General features: G+C 35.9%; 20 protein-coding genes. 2 read left to right on the top strand and 18 right to left on the bottom strand.

Annotated elements, in window-relative coordinates; genetic code table 11:
- Positions 1 to 271: 271 nt before the first annotated feature.
- The 4 genes from ACKWCD_RS11025 to ACKWCD_RS11010 form a co-directional block, all read right to left on the bottom strand.
- Positions 272 to 637: a hypothetical protein gene (locus ACKWCD_RS11025; RefSeq protein WP_413984005.1), complete on the bottom strand. Its 366-nt coding sequence runs from the start codon at positions 635 to 637 to the stop codon at positions 272 to 274.
- Between the two features lie 79 nt (positions 638 to 716).
- Positions 717 to 1355 carry a hypothetical protein gene (locus ACKWCD_RS11020; protein WP_413984004.1) on the bottom strand — a complete coding sequence of 213 codons (639 nt, stop codon included), beginning with the start codon at positions 1353 to 1355 and terminating at the stop codon, positions 717 to 719.
- Positions 1356 to 1393: 38 nt separating this feature from the next.
- Positions 1394 to 3148: a PQQ-dependent sugar dehydrogenase gene (locus tag ACKWCD_RS11015; RefSeq protein WP_413984003.1), complete on the bottom strand. Its 1755-nt coding sequence runs from the start codon at positions 3146 to 3148 to the stop codon at positions 1394 to 1396.
- 47 nt (positions 3149 to 3195) lie between these two features.
- Positions 3196 to 6156, bottom strand: coding sequence for a DUF5060 domain-containing protein (locus ACKWCD_RS11010; RefSeq protein WP_413984002.1), 2961 nt, complete (start codon positions 6154 to 6156; stop codon positions 3196 to 3198).
- A 297-nt stretch (positions 6157 to 6453) separates the two neighbouring features.
- On the opposite strand from ACKWCD_RS11010, the gene ACKWCD_RS11005 reads away from it, so the two are divergent.
- Together ACKWCD_RS11005 and ACKWCD_RS11000 are read left to right on the top strand one after the other, a co-directional pair.
- On the top strand, positions 6454 to 6663 hold the full coding sequence (locus tag ACKWCD_RS11005) for a hypothetical protein (protein ID WP_413984001.1): 210 nt from the start codon (positions 6454 to 6456) through the stop codon (positions 6661 to 6663).
- A gap of 277 nt (positions 6664 to 6940) precedes the next feature.
- Positions 6941 to 7510 carry a hypothetical protein gene (locus ACKWCD_RS11000; RefSeq protein ID WP_413984000.1) on the top strand — a complete coding sequence of 190 codons (570 nt, stop codon included), beginning with the start codon at positions 6941 to 6943 and terminating at the stop codon, positions 7508 to 7510.
- An 83-nt stretch (positions 7511 to 7593) separates the two neighbouring features.
- On the opposite strand, the gene ACKWCD_RS10995 is transcribed toward ACKWCD_RS11000, so the two are convergent.
- The 14 genes from ACKWCD_RS10995 to ACKWCD_RS10930 all read right to left on the bottom strand — a co-directional run bounded on the left by ACKWCD_RS10995 (position 7594) and on the right by ACKWCD_RS10930 (position 14828).
- Positions 7594 to 8004: a DUF302 domain-containing protein gene (locus tag ACKWCD_RS10995; protein WP_413983999.1), complete on the bottom strand. Its 411-nt coding sequence runs from the start codon at positions 8002 to 8004 to the stop codon at positions 7594 to 7596.
- Positions 8005 to 8214: 210 nt separating this feature from the next.
- On the bottom strand, positions 8215 to 9000 hold the full coding sequence (locus ACKWCD_RS10990; RefSeq protein ID WP_413983998.1) for a hypothetical protein: 786 nt from the start codon (positions 8998 to 9000) through the stop codon (positions 8215 to 8217).
- Between the two features lie 87 nt (positions 9001 to 9087).
- A complete protein-coding gene (locus ACKWCD_RS10985) occupies positions 9088 to 9789 on the bottom strand; it encodes an SDR family oxidoreductase (protein ID WP_413983997.1) in 702 nt (233 codons plus the stop codon).
- A gap of 15 nt (positions 9790 to 9804) precedes the next feature.
- Positions 9805 to 10095, bottom strand: a complete 291-nt coding sequence (locus ACKWCD_RS10980; protein ID WP_413983996.1) for a hypothetical protein — start codon at positions 10093 to 10095, stop codon at positions 9805 to 9807.
- Between the two features lie 171 nt (positions 10096 to 10266).
- Positions 10267 to 10611, bottom strand: coding sequence for a carboxymuconolactone decarboxylase family protein (locus ACKWCD_RS10975; RefSeq protein WP_413983995.1), 345 nt, complete (start codon positions 10609 to 10611; stop codon positions 10267 to 10269).
- 1 nt (position 10612) lies between these two features.
- The gene (locus ACKWCD_RS10970; protein WP_413983994.1) at positions 10613 to 10969 is read right to left on the bottom strand and encodes a nuclear transport factor 2 family protein; all 357 of its coding nucleotides are present in this window, start codon (positions 10967 to 10969) and stop codon (positions 10613 to 10615) included.
- 42 nt (positions 10970 to 11011) lie between these two features.
- Positions 11012 to 11365 (bottom strand): SnoaL-like domain-containing protein, encoded by a 354-nt coding sequence (locus tag ACKWCD_RS10965; protein WP_413983993.1) that lies wholly within the window; start codon positions 11363 to 11365, stop codon positions 11012 to 11014.
- Between the two features lie 40 nt (positions 11366 to 11405).
- Entirely contained in the window at positions 11406 to 12179 is a 774-nt protein-coding gene (locus ACKWCD_RS10960) for a class I SAM-dependent methyltransferase (RefSeq protein ID WP_413983992.1), read from the bottom strand.
- Positions 12180 to 12192: 13 nt separating this feature from the next.
- Positions 12193 to 12531 carry a cupin domain-containing protein gene (locus tag ACKWCD_RS10955; RefSeq protein ID WP_413983991.1) on the bottom strand — a complete coding sequence of 113 codons (339 nt, stop codon included), beginning with the start codon at positions 12529 to 12531 and terminating at the stop codon, positions 12193 to 12195.
- Positions 12532 to 12542: 11 nt separating this feature from the next.
- Positions 12543 to 12779: a CDGSH iron-sulfur domain-containing protein gene (locus ACKWCD_RS10950; protein WP_413983990.1), complete on the bottom strand. Its 237-nt coding sequence runs from the start codon at positions 12777 to 12779 to the stop codon at positions 12543 to 12545.
- A gap of 3 nt (positions 12780 to 12782) precedes the next feature.
- Positions 12783 to 13181 carry a DUF488 domain-containing protein gene (locus tag ACKWCD_RS10945; protein ID WP_413983989.1) on the bottom strand — a complete coding sequence of 133 codons (399 nt, stop codon included), beginning with the start codon at positions 13179 to 13181 and terminating at the stop codon, positions 12783 to 12785.
- Between the two features lie 105 nt (positions 13182 to 13286).
- Positions 13287 to 13721, bottom strand: a complete 435-nt coding sequence (locus ACKWCD_RS10940; protein WP_413983988.1) for an RrF2 family transcriptional regulator — start codon at positions 13719 to 13721, stop codon at positions 13287 to 13289.
- A gap of 167 nt (positions 13722 to 13888) precedes the next feature.
- Positions 13889 to 14299: a DUF1348 family protein gene (locus ACKWCD_RS10935; RefSeq protein WP_413983987.1), complete on the bottom strand. Its 411-nt coding sequence runs from the start codon at positions 14297 to 14299 to the stop codon at positions 13889 to 13891.
- A 4-nt stretch (positions 14300 to 14303) separates the two neighbouring features.
- On the bottom strand, positions 14304 to 14828 hold the full coding sequence (locus ACKWCD_RS10930; RefSeq protein WP_413983986.1) for a TetR/AcrR family transcriptional regulator: 525 nt from the start codon (positions 14826 to 14828) through the stop codon (positions 14304 to 14306).
- Positions 14829 to 15214 lie beyond the last annotated feature (386 nt).

Below are 15214 nucleotides of genomic sequence, written 5' to 3'. Positions count from 1 at the left end.
TGTATTGACTATGACAATGACTTCACATTGGTTCCATTTTCCATTGAGCCCGTTGAACGAAACATCTATAATTTGCCTATGTTTGTTTTGCCTTCTTTGTTGTAGTGTACCGCCTTCATTTAAAGGTAAATAGGTCCTTGATTTTGGGTCTTCGTTGGTATTGTCGATGACCCATCAAAGGCTACTTCGGAATTCTAAATATCGCCTATGTGGTTTCGGTCTTCTAAATGGTTGTAGCAAGCTTGGTATTCAATACCTTTTGGCTAGATTTTCACATCGTAAATGTGGAAATAAAGCCAGCATCATATTGAAACTGGTCAAAATTATTAATGTGCTTACTACCCCATTTGTATTTGAATTTAAAACTATACCTACTGTATTTTTTTGTAAAGAACATACAATAAGTTTGGTTTTTTTCTTCCTCAAAACCATAGCAGTATTCAAAGTCTTTAAAAACATGCATTTCTCCGTTTTCACTTATCATAAAAACCAGTTTTGGTAAATACATGCCCTCTTTTGGATATATAATGTTCCAATTGTCTACGTTATCTCCATTATATAATTTCTCATAACCCTGATTTTTCAAGAAGTTTTGTGGCTCCCTAAAGAAGTACTTTACCTTAGGTGTGTTCTGCAAGAAATATAAGTGAAAAGTACTATGAAAACCTGTGTAATGCAGATTGTTTTTAAATTCATATCAATTATTATAATGTTAGTTATTTACTAGGTATGCCATATACTTCTATCCAATCCAATCTTGAGCAGGCAAACCATCTACCACCACTCATCAAATCCGTAAAACCTACTTCGGTAACATTGGATAAATCCGGATTTTCCACGGGCCGCATTTCAGACATCAATTCCATATCCAACTCGAACCAATTGATATTCCCAATAATAATTTCTCTAGTACGCCAGTCTTTTGATTTGCCATCACCAAAATCGCTTACCAACCAAGTGCCATCTGCTAACTTCAAGGTTAAATGGAGTTTTCGAAAACCGGCCTGTTTGGTTCTCCATCTTATTTTGGCAGCGCCCGTCAAGTCCACATTTTTTGTTTTGTGCTTAAGGGAAACCATCCAACTACCTAAACATCTACCTGACCATATATAATAAGGATCGTCCACAGGTTTGTCATGATGACTTTTACTAAGACTATCAACAGCTGTACCGTAAACATTCAAGAGCAAATCTTGATTACTTACAAATTTTTGGGATAATGGTTTTATGGAATGTTCAGGTGCTTCGGTCCAATCTTCCCTAAAAAATAAAGATGGGCGATAATCTTCCTTATTCTGCCCTAAGGCCGCAAACAAGGGAGCTGTCAATATGAGCATCAAAAAATATTTTTTCATCTTTTTAAGGGTTTTTTTTCTTTGCTTTAGATGGTATGTTAATTGTTTAAATGTTTGCTTCCCGTTATTTTTCGAATGTATCCATCCGTTTTCGTCATAATATATAGTTCTCCTGAAGAATCCTCTCCAAATCTCAAATCTACCCGATTGCCCACTAAATTTTGAAGCGTTATCTTTTCACCTTGTTGATTCAATAAATCAAATTCATAAACCTGCTGTAGGCCGTCTATTTTTTTTCTGAGGTCTAGATAAAAAATACGCCCCGAAACGATATCACCAAAAATATATTTTCCCTTTAGAAGGGAAATGGATCCCCTATAAATGAACCCTCCGCTAACCGCGCGACCTTCATTATGGCTATAAACTGCAAAGGGTAGCTGGTAATCAGTTTCTGGTGTATCCCATGGCACCGCCTCAAGTTCTTTTTGATATTTTGGGTCGTATTTGATGTTTGCATCCCTCATGTTCCAACCATAGTCCTTCCCCGGGTGTATCCAATTGATTTCTTCAAATGTTTTGTGGCTGATTTCTGAGGATAAAAACCGTTTATCACTATTATCCCAAGCAAATCTGTGTGGGTTTCTAAAACCATACGCGTATATTTCTTTCCAAACTTTAAAATTCTTGCTAGAAACGAATGGGTTTGTATCGGGAATTGCATAAGCCCCGTTGGTACTCGTATTTCCTAAAGGATCTATCCTTAGAATAGTACCCAAGGGAGACTGGAGATTGTGACAAAGTTCCGGATGCCCTCCTACGGTGGCACCACCATCGCCGATGCCCACATACAAAAGCCCATAATCGGTATCTCCAATTTTTGCCGTCCAATTAAAATTGATGTCTTGTATACCATGAACCGCCTTTGGTACATTAATTCTTAATAATTCTCTAGATACTGCATTTTTAAAACCATTTGCTTGGTCAAGCTTAAATTCAGATAGCACCCATTGCATTTCAATAGGAATTTTTTGGTCATATTCAAAATCTGCAGATTTTCCTTTAAAGCTTTCGGTATGCGTAAGGTACACGAGCTTATTGTTCGTAAACTCAGGATGAAAGGCAAAACTGCCGAAACCAGCGGCTAACCCAGGGTTGGAAATAAAGTCAGGAAAACGATTTTTCATATGAAATACAGTTCTTACTTCGTCATTTAATATGTGATAGAGCTGTCCATCATGGTTATTTATATAGATATCCTCACTAAGGGCATCTGGTTTATATCTCATATTGGAAAACCGCAACAATGCTTTGTTTTCAGTTTCAAATGGTATTGAAGTAAAATCGGAAATCACAAGTAAGAGACCTGTCTTGGGAATAGGTTCTGAGGGAATCACCATAAGTTTTTGCATCTTCTCGGAATTGCCTTTTGGGTCATATTTTATATGCCGCTCCTTGCTATAAAAATCAATATAGCTCAAAATCGCCTCGATTTCCGAATCGGATAGGTGACTAAAACTAGGCATAGGACTTTTATATTTTTCAAATAGCGCAATGGCCTTTTTATCCCCTTTTTCGACCATAGCACTGGACCCTTTAATAAATGCTGCCAACCATTCTTTATCATGTACTTGGGTAACTCCACCTAACGCAGGACCTATACCTGCCTGCTCTATCATATGACACGAATAGCAGTGTGTTCTGGCAAGCTGTCTGCCCAATTTTATGACCGAATTATCTATGGAATAGGAGATTTCAGCTTTAGAGTTCTTATCTGCTTTTTTTTGTCCACAGCTTGATAGGTATCCCATGAATGCCAAAGTACAAACAAGGTGAAGTGTGCTACGGAATCTCATTTTAATGTAAAGTTTATATAGATAATAGACTTTTTCCTAGAATCAAATTATTTTAATTTTCTGATTAGAATCACCCAATCCTGTTGTCGTTTATCAGGTGATTTTCCTAAATCTACAATTTGACCACTCCGGATACTTTTGATTTTAGACTTTTGAAGACTACCTCCAATCTTAGGATTGAACCATGCTACCTCAAATTCGCCATCTGCATTGGTCAAATCCAAATAAGAAGTATTCGCGGTGTTCAAATACACTACATACACTTCATTCTCTTTCGCAAGGCAGTATACCGTGTTTTTGTTTTCAGGATTGTCAACTAGGTCGTTTCTATTCTCCATTTCCCAAAAAGGAATCTTGTTTTCCTTAAAAAATGTAATAGCGTTTGAGGCCATGTTCCAGAAGAGGTCGCGAGACCTATAATCTTGACAGGTAAGGTCAGAGTGTTTGTGTTTATAACCAAAATACCACTCGTTTCCCCATCCACCAGCCATTAGAGTGCCCCATAATGCATTTTTACGAGCTTGGTCATGGTCAGGATTATCGGTGTCCGGTACTAGTGAATGTTGTGCGTCACCAGGTTCATCTACTGCCACGGCCCACTGGAACCCAGCATCTTTAGAGGCTTTTATCCAGTGTAGCGTTTCTTGGTGAACTTGGCTAAAATCTGCTTTATGGGTTTGAACTGATGGCCCGGTCAAACCGCTATCCGGACCTAGAAGATCATCATATGTAATACCATTGTGAATAACGAGATGATGCCGATACGGATCATGTTTTTTGAAATAATGGGTCATGGCCAAGCGCTGTTCCGTATCCTGTGGTGGAGTCTTATGATTGGTAAGCCATTCTCCGTTTTCTTCGCCCAGATTCCAGTTTAAGGCCAAGTGGTGGCCAAAACGCGCCATTACTTCTCTAAAATAAAGTTTGGTGAATGCCCCAACCCCGCCATGATCTAAAAGACCTTGGTTCTCTTCCTCGAACAGTTTGAAATGTAGGAACAGACCTCTTTTCTGGGCATGCTCAAAAAGAACTTCCCACTGATCCATTTTGGAAACGTCGATACGGTCATACGTATCATAATCAATATAAGGAAAGATGTTTTGATCATCCCCCGAGATATTATTGGTCAAAAATGAAACTGAATTGAGCTTTTTAGATGCCAGATAATTCAAGGCTCCAATGATGGCCTTGCCTTTTCCATTTTTCCATGTTGCGCTTTTTTTGGTCCAATCCTTTACATGTGGTTGCCATGTTTTTACCATATGATCCTTGTGTCCATCTGCATGAAAAGTACCATCAAAATCAACAAAGGATAAGAAATTTTCAGGCGCATCAGGGCCTTGCTTTAAAAAGTATTCTCCAGTCTCGGCAAATTTCAGATACCGTTCGCCCACATACCGCAATCGTCCTTTCGCTCTGAAATCTTGCCCCTTTTTATCGGTTTTATCTACTATGAATGTTCCGGTTGCCCCATCCATATACGATCCGCTCAGACCTGTTTTAAGTTTGTCGCTTATGGCTACCCAGGCACCTTTTCTAAAATCAACTTCATACGTCCATTTGCCAACTTCATCGGGAGTAAAATGAACACGCCATTTATTTCCCTCGGTTGCAGAGGTCATCCCAGCATCACCATCCGCAGCAAAATAGCCAGGGACAAGATATACCTTATTGGATTTTGAATGAGAGAATTTTACATTGAAACGGTAGTTCATGAATGGGTTGAAATTATCAGTTTCAGAAGTCTTGGGCCCTTCGAATGTCAATGTAATCTTGTGCCATTTTTTGAGTTCTTTAGATAGCTTTACATTGGTACGATTTGCTACTTCCTTTTGAATTTCTTTTTGCAATTGTTCGCCCTCTCCTTGTTTAACAAGTATGAGGCCGCTCCATCGCCCTCTACTATATTCTTTTCCATCTCTGCTTTTTATTACGGCGCTTACCGCAAGTGTATCTTTAGTTTTAATCAATAGATTTTTATAGATTTTGGTATATTCCAACCCTTCTTCAAAAGAAACACTGCTTAATGGAGTTCTAAAAGTATCATTGATCCTATCGTTTACAGAGAGGGTATAAAGTGAACGCCCATCGTTTTCGCCCACAGTAAAAAGTAGGGCGTCATAGATTCCTGAATCCTCTTCAATTATGGTATAGGCTTTAGCTTCTGTATGCTTCTCAGGTTTTATTGCGAGCCAATTCCGATCAGAGTAAAATTCATTTTTTAAATTTTTAAATTCCTGCGCCAAAAATATTTGGCTGCTGGGGCTAACTTGCTCGGCGATTTCAAATAGGATTTGTCCAGTGCTTTTCTTTTCTCGTTCCCTTTTTTCAGGGTGATATGATGCATCGGTGGTCATCAACCATTGGTCCATTTCAAAACCGTCTTCCCGCATACTGAACTGTATTTCGTGTTCCCCGGGTTCTGCTATATCCAAATAAATAAAGCCGGGAATACCACAATGTCTTTCAATAGTACGTTGGTTGTTGCTCCATTTCCAAGAATTTTTACCGTTGCACCATTGCATGCGCTGTCCGGATCTCGGCCATTTACCATTAATACCCACATGAACCCCGTTGTCTTCGGAATTGGTGCTATAGGCTCGAACCCAAACATAATACCTCCCCGGTTTTTCAATGTTGACTTTGTAATGCACAACGGCGAGCTTGCCTGGGGTATTGCTGAAGTTTTCTCCTGTAACCAGTTTCTCGTCATGATTAGTGCGTGTATCTGGTAAAATTTCAATGTATTTGCCCTTGCTTGCGTCATCCAAATGGTTTGGGTTGGTATCTTTAAGATTTATTGTACATTTCTCCGAAATCACATACCACTTGCGGATGTCCGTTTTGGTCTGTTTAAAAAAATCTTCCGCTTCGACCGTGATAAGATTATTTTCGTTTTGATTTATTTTTGGAGATTGACTACTCACCGTTGCGGCCATGACCAAAAAAAAAGAAAAAATACAGTTTTTATAAAAATCACCTATTACTTCCGAACTGATAGCCATCATGCGTTTTTAAAGTTATACCATAAAAGTGCAAAAAAAAGATAGGATTAAAGGGGGACGTATCGTTTATTGAGGGGGTTATATCGATGGTACAAGCCCAATGAATAACCGGTCATTGCTACCTAGAATAGACAAATTGAATCGACAATACTAGATGAGTATTACCAGTGTTTTTGTTTTGTTGATCTCGTTGGGAGCAACAATCTTTAGCCAAAGAACCTTTGAATTAGCGCTGGTTGTTTTGTTCTTTGCCTCAGCGAACGAGCTATTGCGCGCAGGTTTTATAACGATTCTCGTGGAGTGGATGGATTGCAAGAAGACCAAGGAAAACTACTCTGGTTCCCAACTAGTACCCATGTATTAGGACAAACCATTCCTGAGTTAATCGCAGGTATTTTAGTGGTATTATACGGTTATGAATTGCCACTACAAGTTGTTACCTTAATCTTTGGATTCCTTGAATTATTCATACATATATTGCAAATCGCTCCTCTCCAAAAAGTGGAATGAAGTTTGAATTCAAAAGTTGGTTCTGCCGAAAAGGTTTTTCGTAACCGTTCGTATTTCCGAAGTTCCATATTACAATGAGAACACCAGCCCCGCGGTAGAAGTTGAGAGCGAATATTCCTTTGTTGCGAAATCACTCAGAGGTACCTTATCTCTGTTAGGGTTTGTAAGATGTTGGTCCAAAATTGAGTTTCCCACTAGATAGATACTCTCTTTAAGCCTATTTTTTCCAAGATCTGTGGTAATCGAAGAAGAATTAAATAGCTTATTTGATTTCTGTATGTTACTTCAAGAATCAACATTAGAAAAAATAAATAATCTAGCAGAAAATTGTAAAGAGTATGAAAGAAAACCTCTGAAAAGTCACGAATTTGATGGAATAAGTTTTAACAACAATGACATAATTCATGGAATAAAAGATTTTGAAATTCCATCATGGAAGGGAATATTTGAATTTACAGTTCCAATGAATCAAATCCTACTTATAAGCATATTATTGGAAAAGTCACTTAAATCGCTATGTGCCGAATACAGTCCAAATAACAACTCAAAATACTATGGAGGTTACGATATAAAGGTTAGAAAAAAAAGCCAAGAAAGTACTATTAATTCATATATCAAATATCTTGAAAAAAACTGTGAAATTGAAAACTTAACCGATGCAACAATGGAATATCTGAATCAAAATTTAAGAATAATTAGAAACTCCTTTGTTCACGGGGATTGGAGTACTATTGCAAAGTGCTCTAGCAAAATCGATATTAATAAAGTTTTTATTTCTACCTCTGTTGTATTTAAAAAGATTGAACTCAAGATTATAAATAAAAATAATCTCGAACAAAGCACCTAAAATTCAGCCTTGCTGTTTTACTTAATTTGAAAAACAACAACTCAATACTAATTAGAAAAAAATCTTAAACAGATTCTACTATCTTAATTTAGTATCGCCATATCGGTAATTGTATTTAAAGCATTGGAAATATTGGTAAGAACTTCCTCTTGTCCAATTATTCCATGTCTTTCTTTAAGATATATTGGATCATTATATCCTATTTGAACCGTGCCATCTTCTAATTGATAGAGTACTATTTTTTGTGGTAAATCTATAGCTAAAGCAGCTTGATTTTGCATTAATGGCGTTCCTAGTAATGGATTTCCAAAAATTATAACTCGTGTAGGTCTCAGCGCTAAGCCTTTAGCAGCAGCATTTTTACTGTGATCCACTTCTAACATAATTGTCAAATTAGGATTGGCATCAATCGTGTTTTTCAATTTAGTGTAAGTTGCTTCAAAGTCTAAAGTGCTATTTTTTAAAACTAACCCGTTATCTGTTGATTTAATCATTATCTTTTATTTTTTCAGTACATAATAAAAGCATGACTTGGTTTGTTAAACCAATCATTAACATTCTGATTGTTATTATTTTGCCTGCTTAAGTGTTACTATAGTCGGGTATTGTCTTTATTCTTTTCAAAAAGGAATAGAAATTTATCAAATCACATTTATAAGTGCCATTAGTATGTTCATTTCAATTCCAAATCTGATATTCATTGTTTATTCTATTTTTTTGAAACCTCCTTTACTCCATAGCCATAATGGAGTTTGAACCTCTCTAGGGGAAATACCTGATTCATGAAGGGTATCATCCCATATTTTTGAAACACGATTTCTATTCTGTGCTATCATTTCAAATCCACCTGAAATAATACCTAATTTGAGTGAGGCTTTTATAATGTGGGTATCGGGAGCAATTAATATTGCATTTTTATTTATAAACTGAATGGGAGTATAAATATCTAGTACATGAAGCCAATAATTAAGTATTTTTGGACCACTTAAAAAAGGGAATCTTTTCTTTTCCTTTTTCTCGAGAACTTCCTTAATCAAAAGGATATCATTATTATTTGAAAGGAATAGATTTCTGATATCCGAATCGTATTTTTCAGCGATTACTTCACATAACCGTTGCCAAGTATCCACATGTTTATTAGGTCTTAAAGCCAATTTATACTTCAATAAGTTATCTTTTAACTCAGAGCTACTATAACCCAGTACCTTTTCAGGATGAAATACAGTGTTGGTCTCACTATCAAGGTAGGTATCCCGTGCACTTTCCCATAGTTTATATGAATCTCTTTGGTAGTTAAGTGCCATGGGTAAAGTGAGAAAATGATAGTTCTCCTTAGAATCTGGTCGTATTAGACTAGGCTTAGCATCCAAAGGCATTGTTTCACCTCCCAGCCTACCTTCCTTATGCATCTTAATAAGGCATTTCAAATTTTTTAGAAGGTCTTTTTTATCATAATTATATTTTGAAATTATTTCATGATTTCCATTCATTAAGCTATTCGTTAAAACACATTACATACTATTTTTTGATTCTAGGTTTATATGGAATATATCTGATGCTGAACTCCTTGTTTATTTTCAAGGGTTGAGTGGGCGAATTGTAATGGCATCAATAAGCATATTATCTGGTGTGTTTAAAATATGAATCATGGTATCTGCGATATCGCTTGTTTGGAGCATTTTATCATTGGCAACAATACCATTATCTTTAAAAAAATCCGTAGCAATAGACCCAGGATTAATGCAGGTTACTTTTATTCTGTCATGCCTTAACTCTTTAAACAAAGCTTCACTAAAACCTTGTACACCAAATTTACTGGTGCAATAGGCTGCCCCTTCCTCACGCCCAACTGTACCCAAAATGGAACCAATATTAATGATATGACTAGTTTGCTTGTTTTGCTTCAAGAGAGGAACTACACCAGAAGTTAAATAATACATTCCATTTAGATTAACCTGCATCATCTTGTGCCATTGTTCTGTTGGCAGCTCATCTATTTTTCCAAAGCCCCCAACACCGGCATTATTTATCAAAATACTTGGCAATTGATTATGAGAGAATGTGTTCTGCAACCAGGCATTAACATCTTCTTGAGCTGAAATATCTAATTGAACAGGAATAAAACTGGCTCCAAGTACCTTTTTTAGTGTATTTAATTTCTCCAAATTCCTTGCGAGTCCGTAAACTATCGCACCATGTTCTACCAAGGCTTTAGATATCGCGCTACCCAGACCTGAACTAGCACCGGAAACAACTGTATTTTTTGATTCTATATCCATTTAATAGTCTTACTACTAATTATTCTTATGTATGTTCTTTTCAGAATCATCGCACTTACCGCAGCATTCAATAAGTCCTTTTTTGAGCTTAGGTCCGTCGACATGTTCTACTAGAAACTTTTTTACTTTCATGTAACTATCGCGATGGTTATTTACATCAACCTGTTTGTCTTTTAAAACCGTTCTAATCTTTTTGTCATAAGCGTAGTGACCCCAACAAAGAGCACAAACACCTTCTGGAGCAATATCTTTTGTTTCCTCTATTGGGGCTTTGAAAAATTCCACCAGTTTGTCAATTAATTCCATTTTTTTAATTATTAAAATTGTACGACTTATTTTCTTTTCCTGATTTAGACAAAATTTGAGATAGGTCTACCGATAACCTTATCACATAATCGTCTTATAACCAAGCATCATTTATTTAACCAACACCTGCGCAGCCTCAGTTTTATCTAAATTGTCTCTGTGACAAAATAACTACTGTGCCTTTTGCCGTTTTTGTATCTCATCAACAGCAAGAGCAGAGTGTGCATATGCCGCCCCAGCTTTCATTTCAGCAGCGACCCAAATGGCTTCCATTATTTCTTCGCCTGTAGCTCCCTTTTTTAATGCTTGTGCCGTATGAGACCTTATGCAATAGGGGCATTGGGTAACCTGGGAAACTGCAATGGCAATTAACTGCTTCGTCTTTTCAGAAAGCTCTCCCGCTTTAAATACCGTTCTACTGAAGTTTCTCCAAACGTCTATGTTTCCTTTTGATAAAGAGGCCATTTCTGTTGCAAGCTCTTTATCTATCTCTGGGTATAAATTATGTTCACTCATATTATTTTGAATTATAGTAAAATTTCTCTTTTATTATTTTGCCCTCTTTCCATTCTTGTACGGATACCTGTGTCCATTCTCCTGGTCCATTCTTCTTATGAATGAATTTGTAGTGCCATTCTACCATTGAGACATTTTCTCCAACAGCTACTTTAAGGGGCCCAATCATATTGAATTCTTCAAACTCTTCAAAAAAGGCCTTTTCTCGTTTTAGATTATTAGCCTTACCGACGGTTGGTGTGTTTTCGTTTTCTTGCATTATTACATCATCGTCATAATACTTGTCGAAAGCTTCCAAACCTCTACCTTGTACGGCAAGACTATTTAAATCGTTGATTTTCATTTGTATCGTTTCCATAGCTCTTCTCTAATTCTTAGCAAGTTTATACTTTATTGGCATTTAATAGAAGAATTGTTCTTCAACAATTTTACCATCTTCTACTTTGTATACATTGATTTCATTCATTGTTACACGTCCTTGCTCTTTAAAAGTCAAGTCCATTTTCATCGCACAGCTAAAATGATTTTCTGCAACATTTGGGTCTGAAACTTCAACTCCATGGAATGCTTCAATGCTAGCTAAAAAGCTTTCTACCTTTTTAGTAACGGCATCGAATCCATGCGTAAGCTCATTAGGTGAGCCGGAGATTTCTTTACTAACAATGTTCTTACCATAAAGTTCTTGAACAGCTTGCATATTTTGACCCTTACGGCATAATTCTACCAAACGGTTCGCTACTTCTTGTGTATTCATAATTCTTACTTTTTAGTGATTTATAATTAAGATTCTCTTCCTATTGTTTCTCGGCAATTATTGCTACGCCATTTAGATATTCCTCGTGTTTCCTGAATATCCGTCGAATGGCTAAAATTCTTTGACGGGCCGATGGATGTGTAAGGATGTTAAAACCAATCCTCATTGCTCGAAAAAAGCCTTCGTCCTCTATTACTCTTTTCGTTTCCAGGAGCTGCATCGAATTGGTTTCTATTTTTTTAATAACAAAACCTTCTTTTTCCAATAGGTTAACCCATTCTTTTACCATAAGAGGTCTAGCATTAACTTTTATAACTTCCGCAAGTGACTTTTGTATCCATTGTTTTGTTATATCCTTGGTGTCATCTAACATTCCTAATTCGTGGATTCCATAGAGTCCTCCCGGTTGCAGAATACGGTGTGCTTCTTTAATAATTTCCGATTTTCTATGATCTGCCTGCATGGTGAGCATGGCTTCTCCAAAAACTTTTTTCACAGAAGTATCCGGTAGTGTTGATTTAGTAGCATTACCAACAATGATTTCTCTTCCTTTGCCACCTATTTTCTTTTGTAATAATATTGCAGCTTCTTCATTCAGCTCGATTCCTATATATGTTTTGGGATCATTTTGCAATACGATAGATGCAGTATCTCCTAACCCTGGAGCAAACTCTACTACAGAATCATTTGAATTGATATTCAGATGATCTATTAATTTCAGGGTCAGTTCTTTTCCTCCTGGTCGGAGCACCCTTTTGCCCATTTTGGCCAATACCCAATGTCCTTGTTCATTGTTAATCGTTTTATTTCCCATTATGACTATGTTATCAATTGGCGACTTTTTCTACCCTACTGGCCTTATCAGCCTTGTTCAATGTTAGACGGATTATACTATCTTCTTCAGCTCTTAAGTCATGTGGAACACTACTTTCCAAAGCTATTAATCCGCCTTTTTCCAATTTCAAGATTCTATTGTCAACACCAAAATCAATTTTTCCTTCGATAATATGGACTACTATGGGAAAAGGCGCTTGGTGCTCCTTCATAATCTGATCTTTTTTTAGTGTTATACGGATTTCTTTGGTAAAGGAAGTTTCAAGTAGTATAGTTACCGCTGGTTTATCTTCTCTATATTCTAAATTGTTATATATAAGTGCTGTCTTCATATTTCTATTATTTAAAGGTTTGAATGTGTACCATCGCATAATGGCTGTGTGTTCGTTCTTTTACAACCACAAAAATAAAAATCTCCTGATTTCGAGGGTGTGTATTGCAAAGGGAGAAACTCGGTTCCAACGTGTTTACCATCACAATAGGGTTGGTTATGACTTTCTCCACAGGAACACCAAAAATATTTTTTGTCCTCTTCTAGATAAACCTTGTAAGGTTCTTTTTGAGCAATCTTAGGTTCCATATATTATTTGTTTAGTTGTCTGTTCTCAATCGATTGTCTTAGGGAATCCAAGAATTTCTTTAAGACAATAGCATGATTTTCTTCTTTGTTCTTAGCCCCATATATGAGATGTATTTCTTCTTCTTCAGCCATTTTAAAAAGGAATTGACTTAGATAGACCTTATTAACTTCCATTTCTAACTCATATCTTTCTTTAAATTCACTCCACCTGCTTAAATCTTCATGATACCACTTTCTTAACGCTACAGAAGGGGCCAGTTCTTTTTCCCAATAATCAATTTCCAATTTTTGTTTTGATAATCCTCTTGGCCATAATCTATCGACTAGTATTCGAACAAACATTTTGGGTTCCCCTACTTCATAAGCTCTTACTAGTTTTATTTTGGTTTTATGAAAATTCATTTTACCTCTTTCGATATAGAAAACATTTACTTTACTGGCTAAGTTGCCTTACTATCATTTAATTGTAGAGTTATAGACCTTTTACTCCGAGTTTATTTCAATTTTTTAACGTATCAATACCGAATGTCCCATTTCGAGATTGCTAGAAAGCTCCAAGAGACCGGTAGTCATAAGCATTTTTCTTAATTCTTCTCGAATAATCGAAAATTTATCATGTACAGGACATGGTATGTTTGCGTTGCACTTATTTAATCCAAGTCCACAATTGGTATAAACAGAACTACCGTCTATGGCATCTACAATTTCATTGAGCATAATTTTCTCCGCTCTTTCTTTTTCGATGATGTATCCACCTGTTGGCCCTATTGTAGACTCTAAAATTCCTTTTCCAGCGAGCCGTTGAAGAATTTTAGCCGTAAATGCCTCTGGAGAGCCAATTTCCGATGCTACCTCTTTTAGACTAGCACGTTTATTTAGCGAGGATTGTGAGGCTATAAAAATAGCTGCTTTCATTCCATATTCACAAGCCTTTGAAAACATAATTATTTCTCAAATCTGCTTTAAAAGTAAGGATAAAATCTATTACGGACAAATTTGTCCGTAATAGATTTTTGTTAATTTTACTTGAACATAAAAAAGATGGCCTCTCAAATCCAGATACTTTTGGTCCTAAGTAATTAGAATATCAGACTGATTGCAAGTAACAATTAGAGTTTCCTGTCGGTTTCGGAAATCGGAAGGTCATTAATACTAGCAAATCTTTTCTTCATGAAACCGTTATCATCAAACTCCCAATTTTCATTACCATAAGCTCTATACCATTGCCCATCTTTAGTCTGGTATTCATACTCAAATCTTACAGCAATACGATTATCTCTAAAGCTCCATAGTTGTTTTTTTAATTTATAATTGAGTTCTTTTTCCCATTTTTTTCTCAAGAAAGCTTGCACTTCATCACGGCCGTTGATAAAGTCAATCCTATTACGCCATTCTGTATCTACTGTGTAGGCCATAGATACGGCAACTGGATCTTTAGAATTCCAGGCATCTTCTGCCATCTGTACTTTTTTTAATGCTTTTATCTCATTGAAAGGGGGTAGTGGATGTTTTTGTTCCATAGTTTTATTGAATTAAATGTTTAACAATTTCTTTCGATTTCTTTACAGGCCATTGGTCTCTATATAGTTGACTTTCGATTATTGAACTTTCAAACAAAAGGTAAATATGATCTGACAAGTCTCCGTTCTTCACCAATGATGAAATATATTGTCGCAAATCCTTTTTATGATTTTGTAATACTTTTAGGATTTTTGAATTGTCACTGGGGATTTCTGAGAGAATATTTAGAAAACTACACCCCCTAAAATTTTCCTTTATGTTCATATCAATTAGAAAAGAGAAAGCAAGTAATATGGGATGTTCCCGATTCCCTTTTAACTCGATAAAGTTTTTAAGTGATTCAAACCAATACGTATGTCTTGCATTTAAAAATGCAATGCACACTTCTTCTTTTGATTTAAAATTGTAGTAAAAACTTCCTTTGGCTACACTGGCTTCCTCAATTATCTGATTTATACCTGTCGAATTGTACCCTCGGGTATGAAATAACTTTGAAGCCGTTTTTAAAATTCTATCACGTGCTTTCATAATTTCTAAACAATCTTTAAGATCAAAGATAGAAAAGAATAATATTTTTAGACAAACCTGTCTAAAAATATTATTTTAAATAAAAAAAGAAATTGTTAAAACTTAGGTAATGGGAATAGAATATACCATATTCAAACATATAGTAATCCTAACCAAATATTAAGCTAGAGCCATTAAAGAACATATACCCTTACCATTACAAATAGACCGGAATGGTTTAAAGCGCCTTTAATTTTATCTGTTTTATTACAAAAAGATTTGTAATTATATAACATCCAGCTAATTACTAATCTCATTTTTCCGAAACACTTCACATAGAAAACCTCGGGAAATAGGCATCGGTTTGACTTTAAATCGATTATGTGAATTTTTCTTTATAAAGATAT

It is taken from the genome of Maribacter taeanensis (assembly GCF_047345145.1).
In the GTDB taxonomy this organism is placed as follows: Bacteria; Bacteroidota; Bacteroidia; order Flavobacteriales; family Flavobacteriaceae; genus Maribacter_C.
Note: the sequence above shows the minus strand (reverse complement) of the source record. Positions and strands in the feature narration are given on the sequence as shown.

Excerpts from the sequence above, each read along its gene's own strand:
- ACKWCD_RS10995 (WP_413983999.1), bottom strand. The coding sequence starts at position 8,004 with ATGATTAAATCAACAGATAACGGGTTAGTTTTAAAAAATAGCACTTTA.
- ACKWCD_RS10970 (WP_413983994.1), bottom strand. The coding sequence starts at position 10,969 with ATGGAAACGATACAAATGAAAATCAACGATTTAAATAGTCTTGCCGTA.
- ACKWCD_RS10975 (WP_413983995.1), bottom strand. The coding sequence starts at position 10,611 with ATGAGTGAACATAATTTATACCCAGAGATAGATAAAGAGCTTGCAACA.
- ACKWCD_RS10965 (WP_413983993.1), bottom strand. The coding sequence starts at position 11,365 with ATGAATACACAAGAAGTAGCGAACCGTTTGGTAGAATTATGCCGTAAG.
- ACKWCD_RS10935 (WP_413983987.1), bottom strand. The coding sequence starts at position 14,299 with ATGGAACAAAAACATCCACTACCCCCTTTCAATGAGATAAAAGCATTA.
- ACKWCD_RS10985 (WP_413983997.1), bottom strand. The coding sequence starts at position 9,789 with ATGGATATAGAATCAAAAAATACAGTTGTTTCCGGTGCTAGTTCAGGT.
- ACKWCD_RS10980 (WP_413983996.1), bottom strand. The coding sequence starts at position 10,095 with ATGGAATTAATTGACAAACTGGTGGAATTTTTCAAAGCCCCAATAGAG.
- ACKWCD_RS10950 (WP_413983990.1), bottom strand. The coding sequence starts at position 12,779 with ATGGAACCTAAGATTGCTCAAAAAGAACCTTACAAGGTTTATCTAGAA.
- ACKWCD_RS10955 (WP_413983991.1), bottom strand. The coding sequence starts at position 12,531 with ATGAAGACAGCACTTATATATAACAATTTAGAATATAGAGAAGATAAA.
- ACKWCD_RS10990 (WP_413983998.1), bottom strand. The coding sequence starts at position 9,000 with ATGAATGGAAATCATGAAATAATTTCAAAATATAATTATGATAAAAAA.
- ACKWCD_RS11020 (WP_413984004.1), bottom strand. The coding sequence starts at position 1,355 with ATGAAAAAATATTTTTTGATGCTCATATTGACAGCTCCCTTGTTTGCG.
- ACKWCD_RS11010 (WP_413984002.1), bottom strand. The coding sequence starts at position 6,156 with ATGATGGCTATCAGTTCGGAAGTAATAGGTGATTTTTATAAAAACTGT.
- ACKWCD_RS10945 (WP_413983989.1), bottom strand. The coding sequence starts at position 13,181 with ATGAATTTTCATAAAACCAAAATAAAACTAGTAAGAGCTTATGAAGTA.
- ACKWCD_RS11015 (WP_413984003.1), bottom strand. The coding sequence starts at position 3,148 with ATGAGATTCCGTAGCACACTTCACCTTGTTTGTACTTTGGCATTCATG.
- ACKWCD_RS10930 (WP_413983986.1), bottom strand. The coding sequence starts at position 14,828 with ATGAAAGCACGTGATAGAATTTTAAAAACGGCTTCAAAGTTATTTCAT.
- ACKWCD_RS10940 (WP_413983988.1), bottom strand. The coding sequence starts at position 13,721 with ATGTTTTCAAAGGCTTGTGAATATGGAATGAAAGCAGCTATTTTTATA.
- ACKWCD_RS11000 (WP_413984000.1), top strand. The coding sequence starts at position 6,941 with ATGTTACTTCAAGAATCAACATTAGAAAAAATAAATAATCTAGCAGAA.
- ACKWCD_RS10960 (WP_413983992.1), bottom strand. The coding sequence starts at position 12,179 with ATGGGAAATAAAACGATTAACAATGAACAAGGACATTGGGTATTGGCC.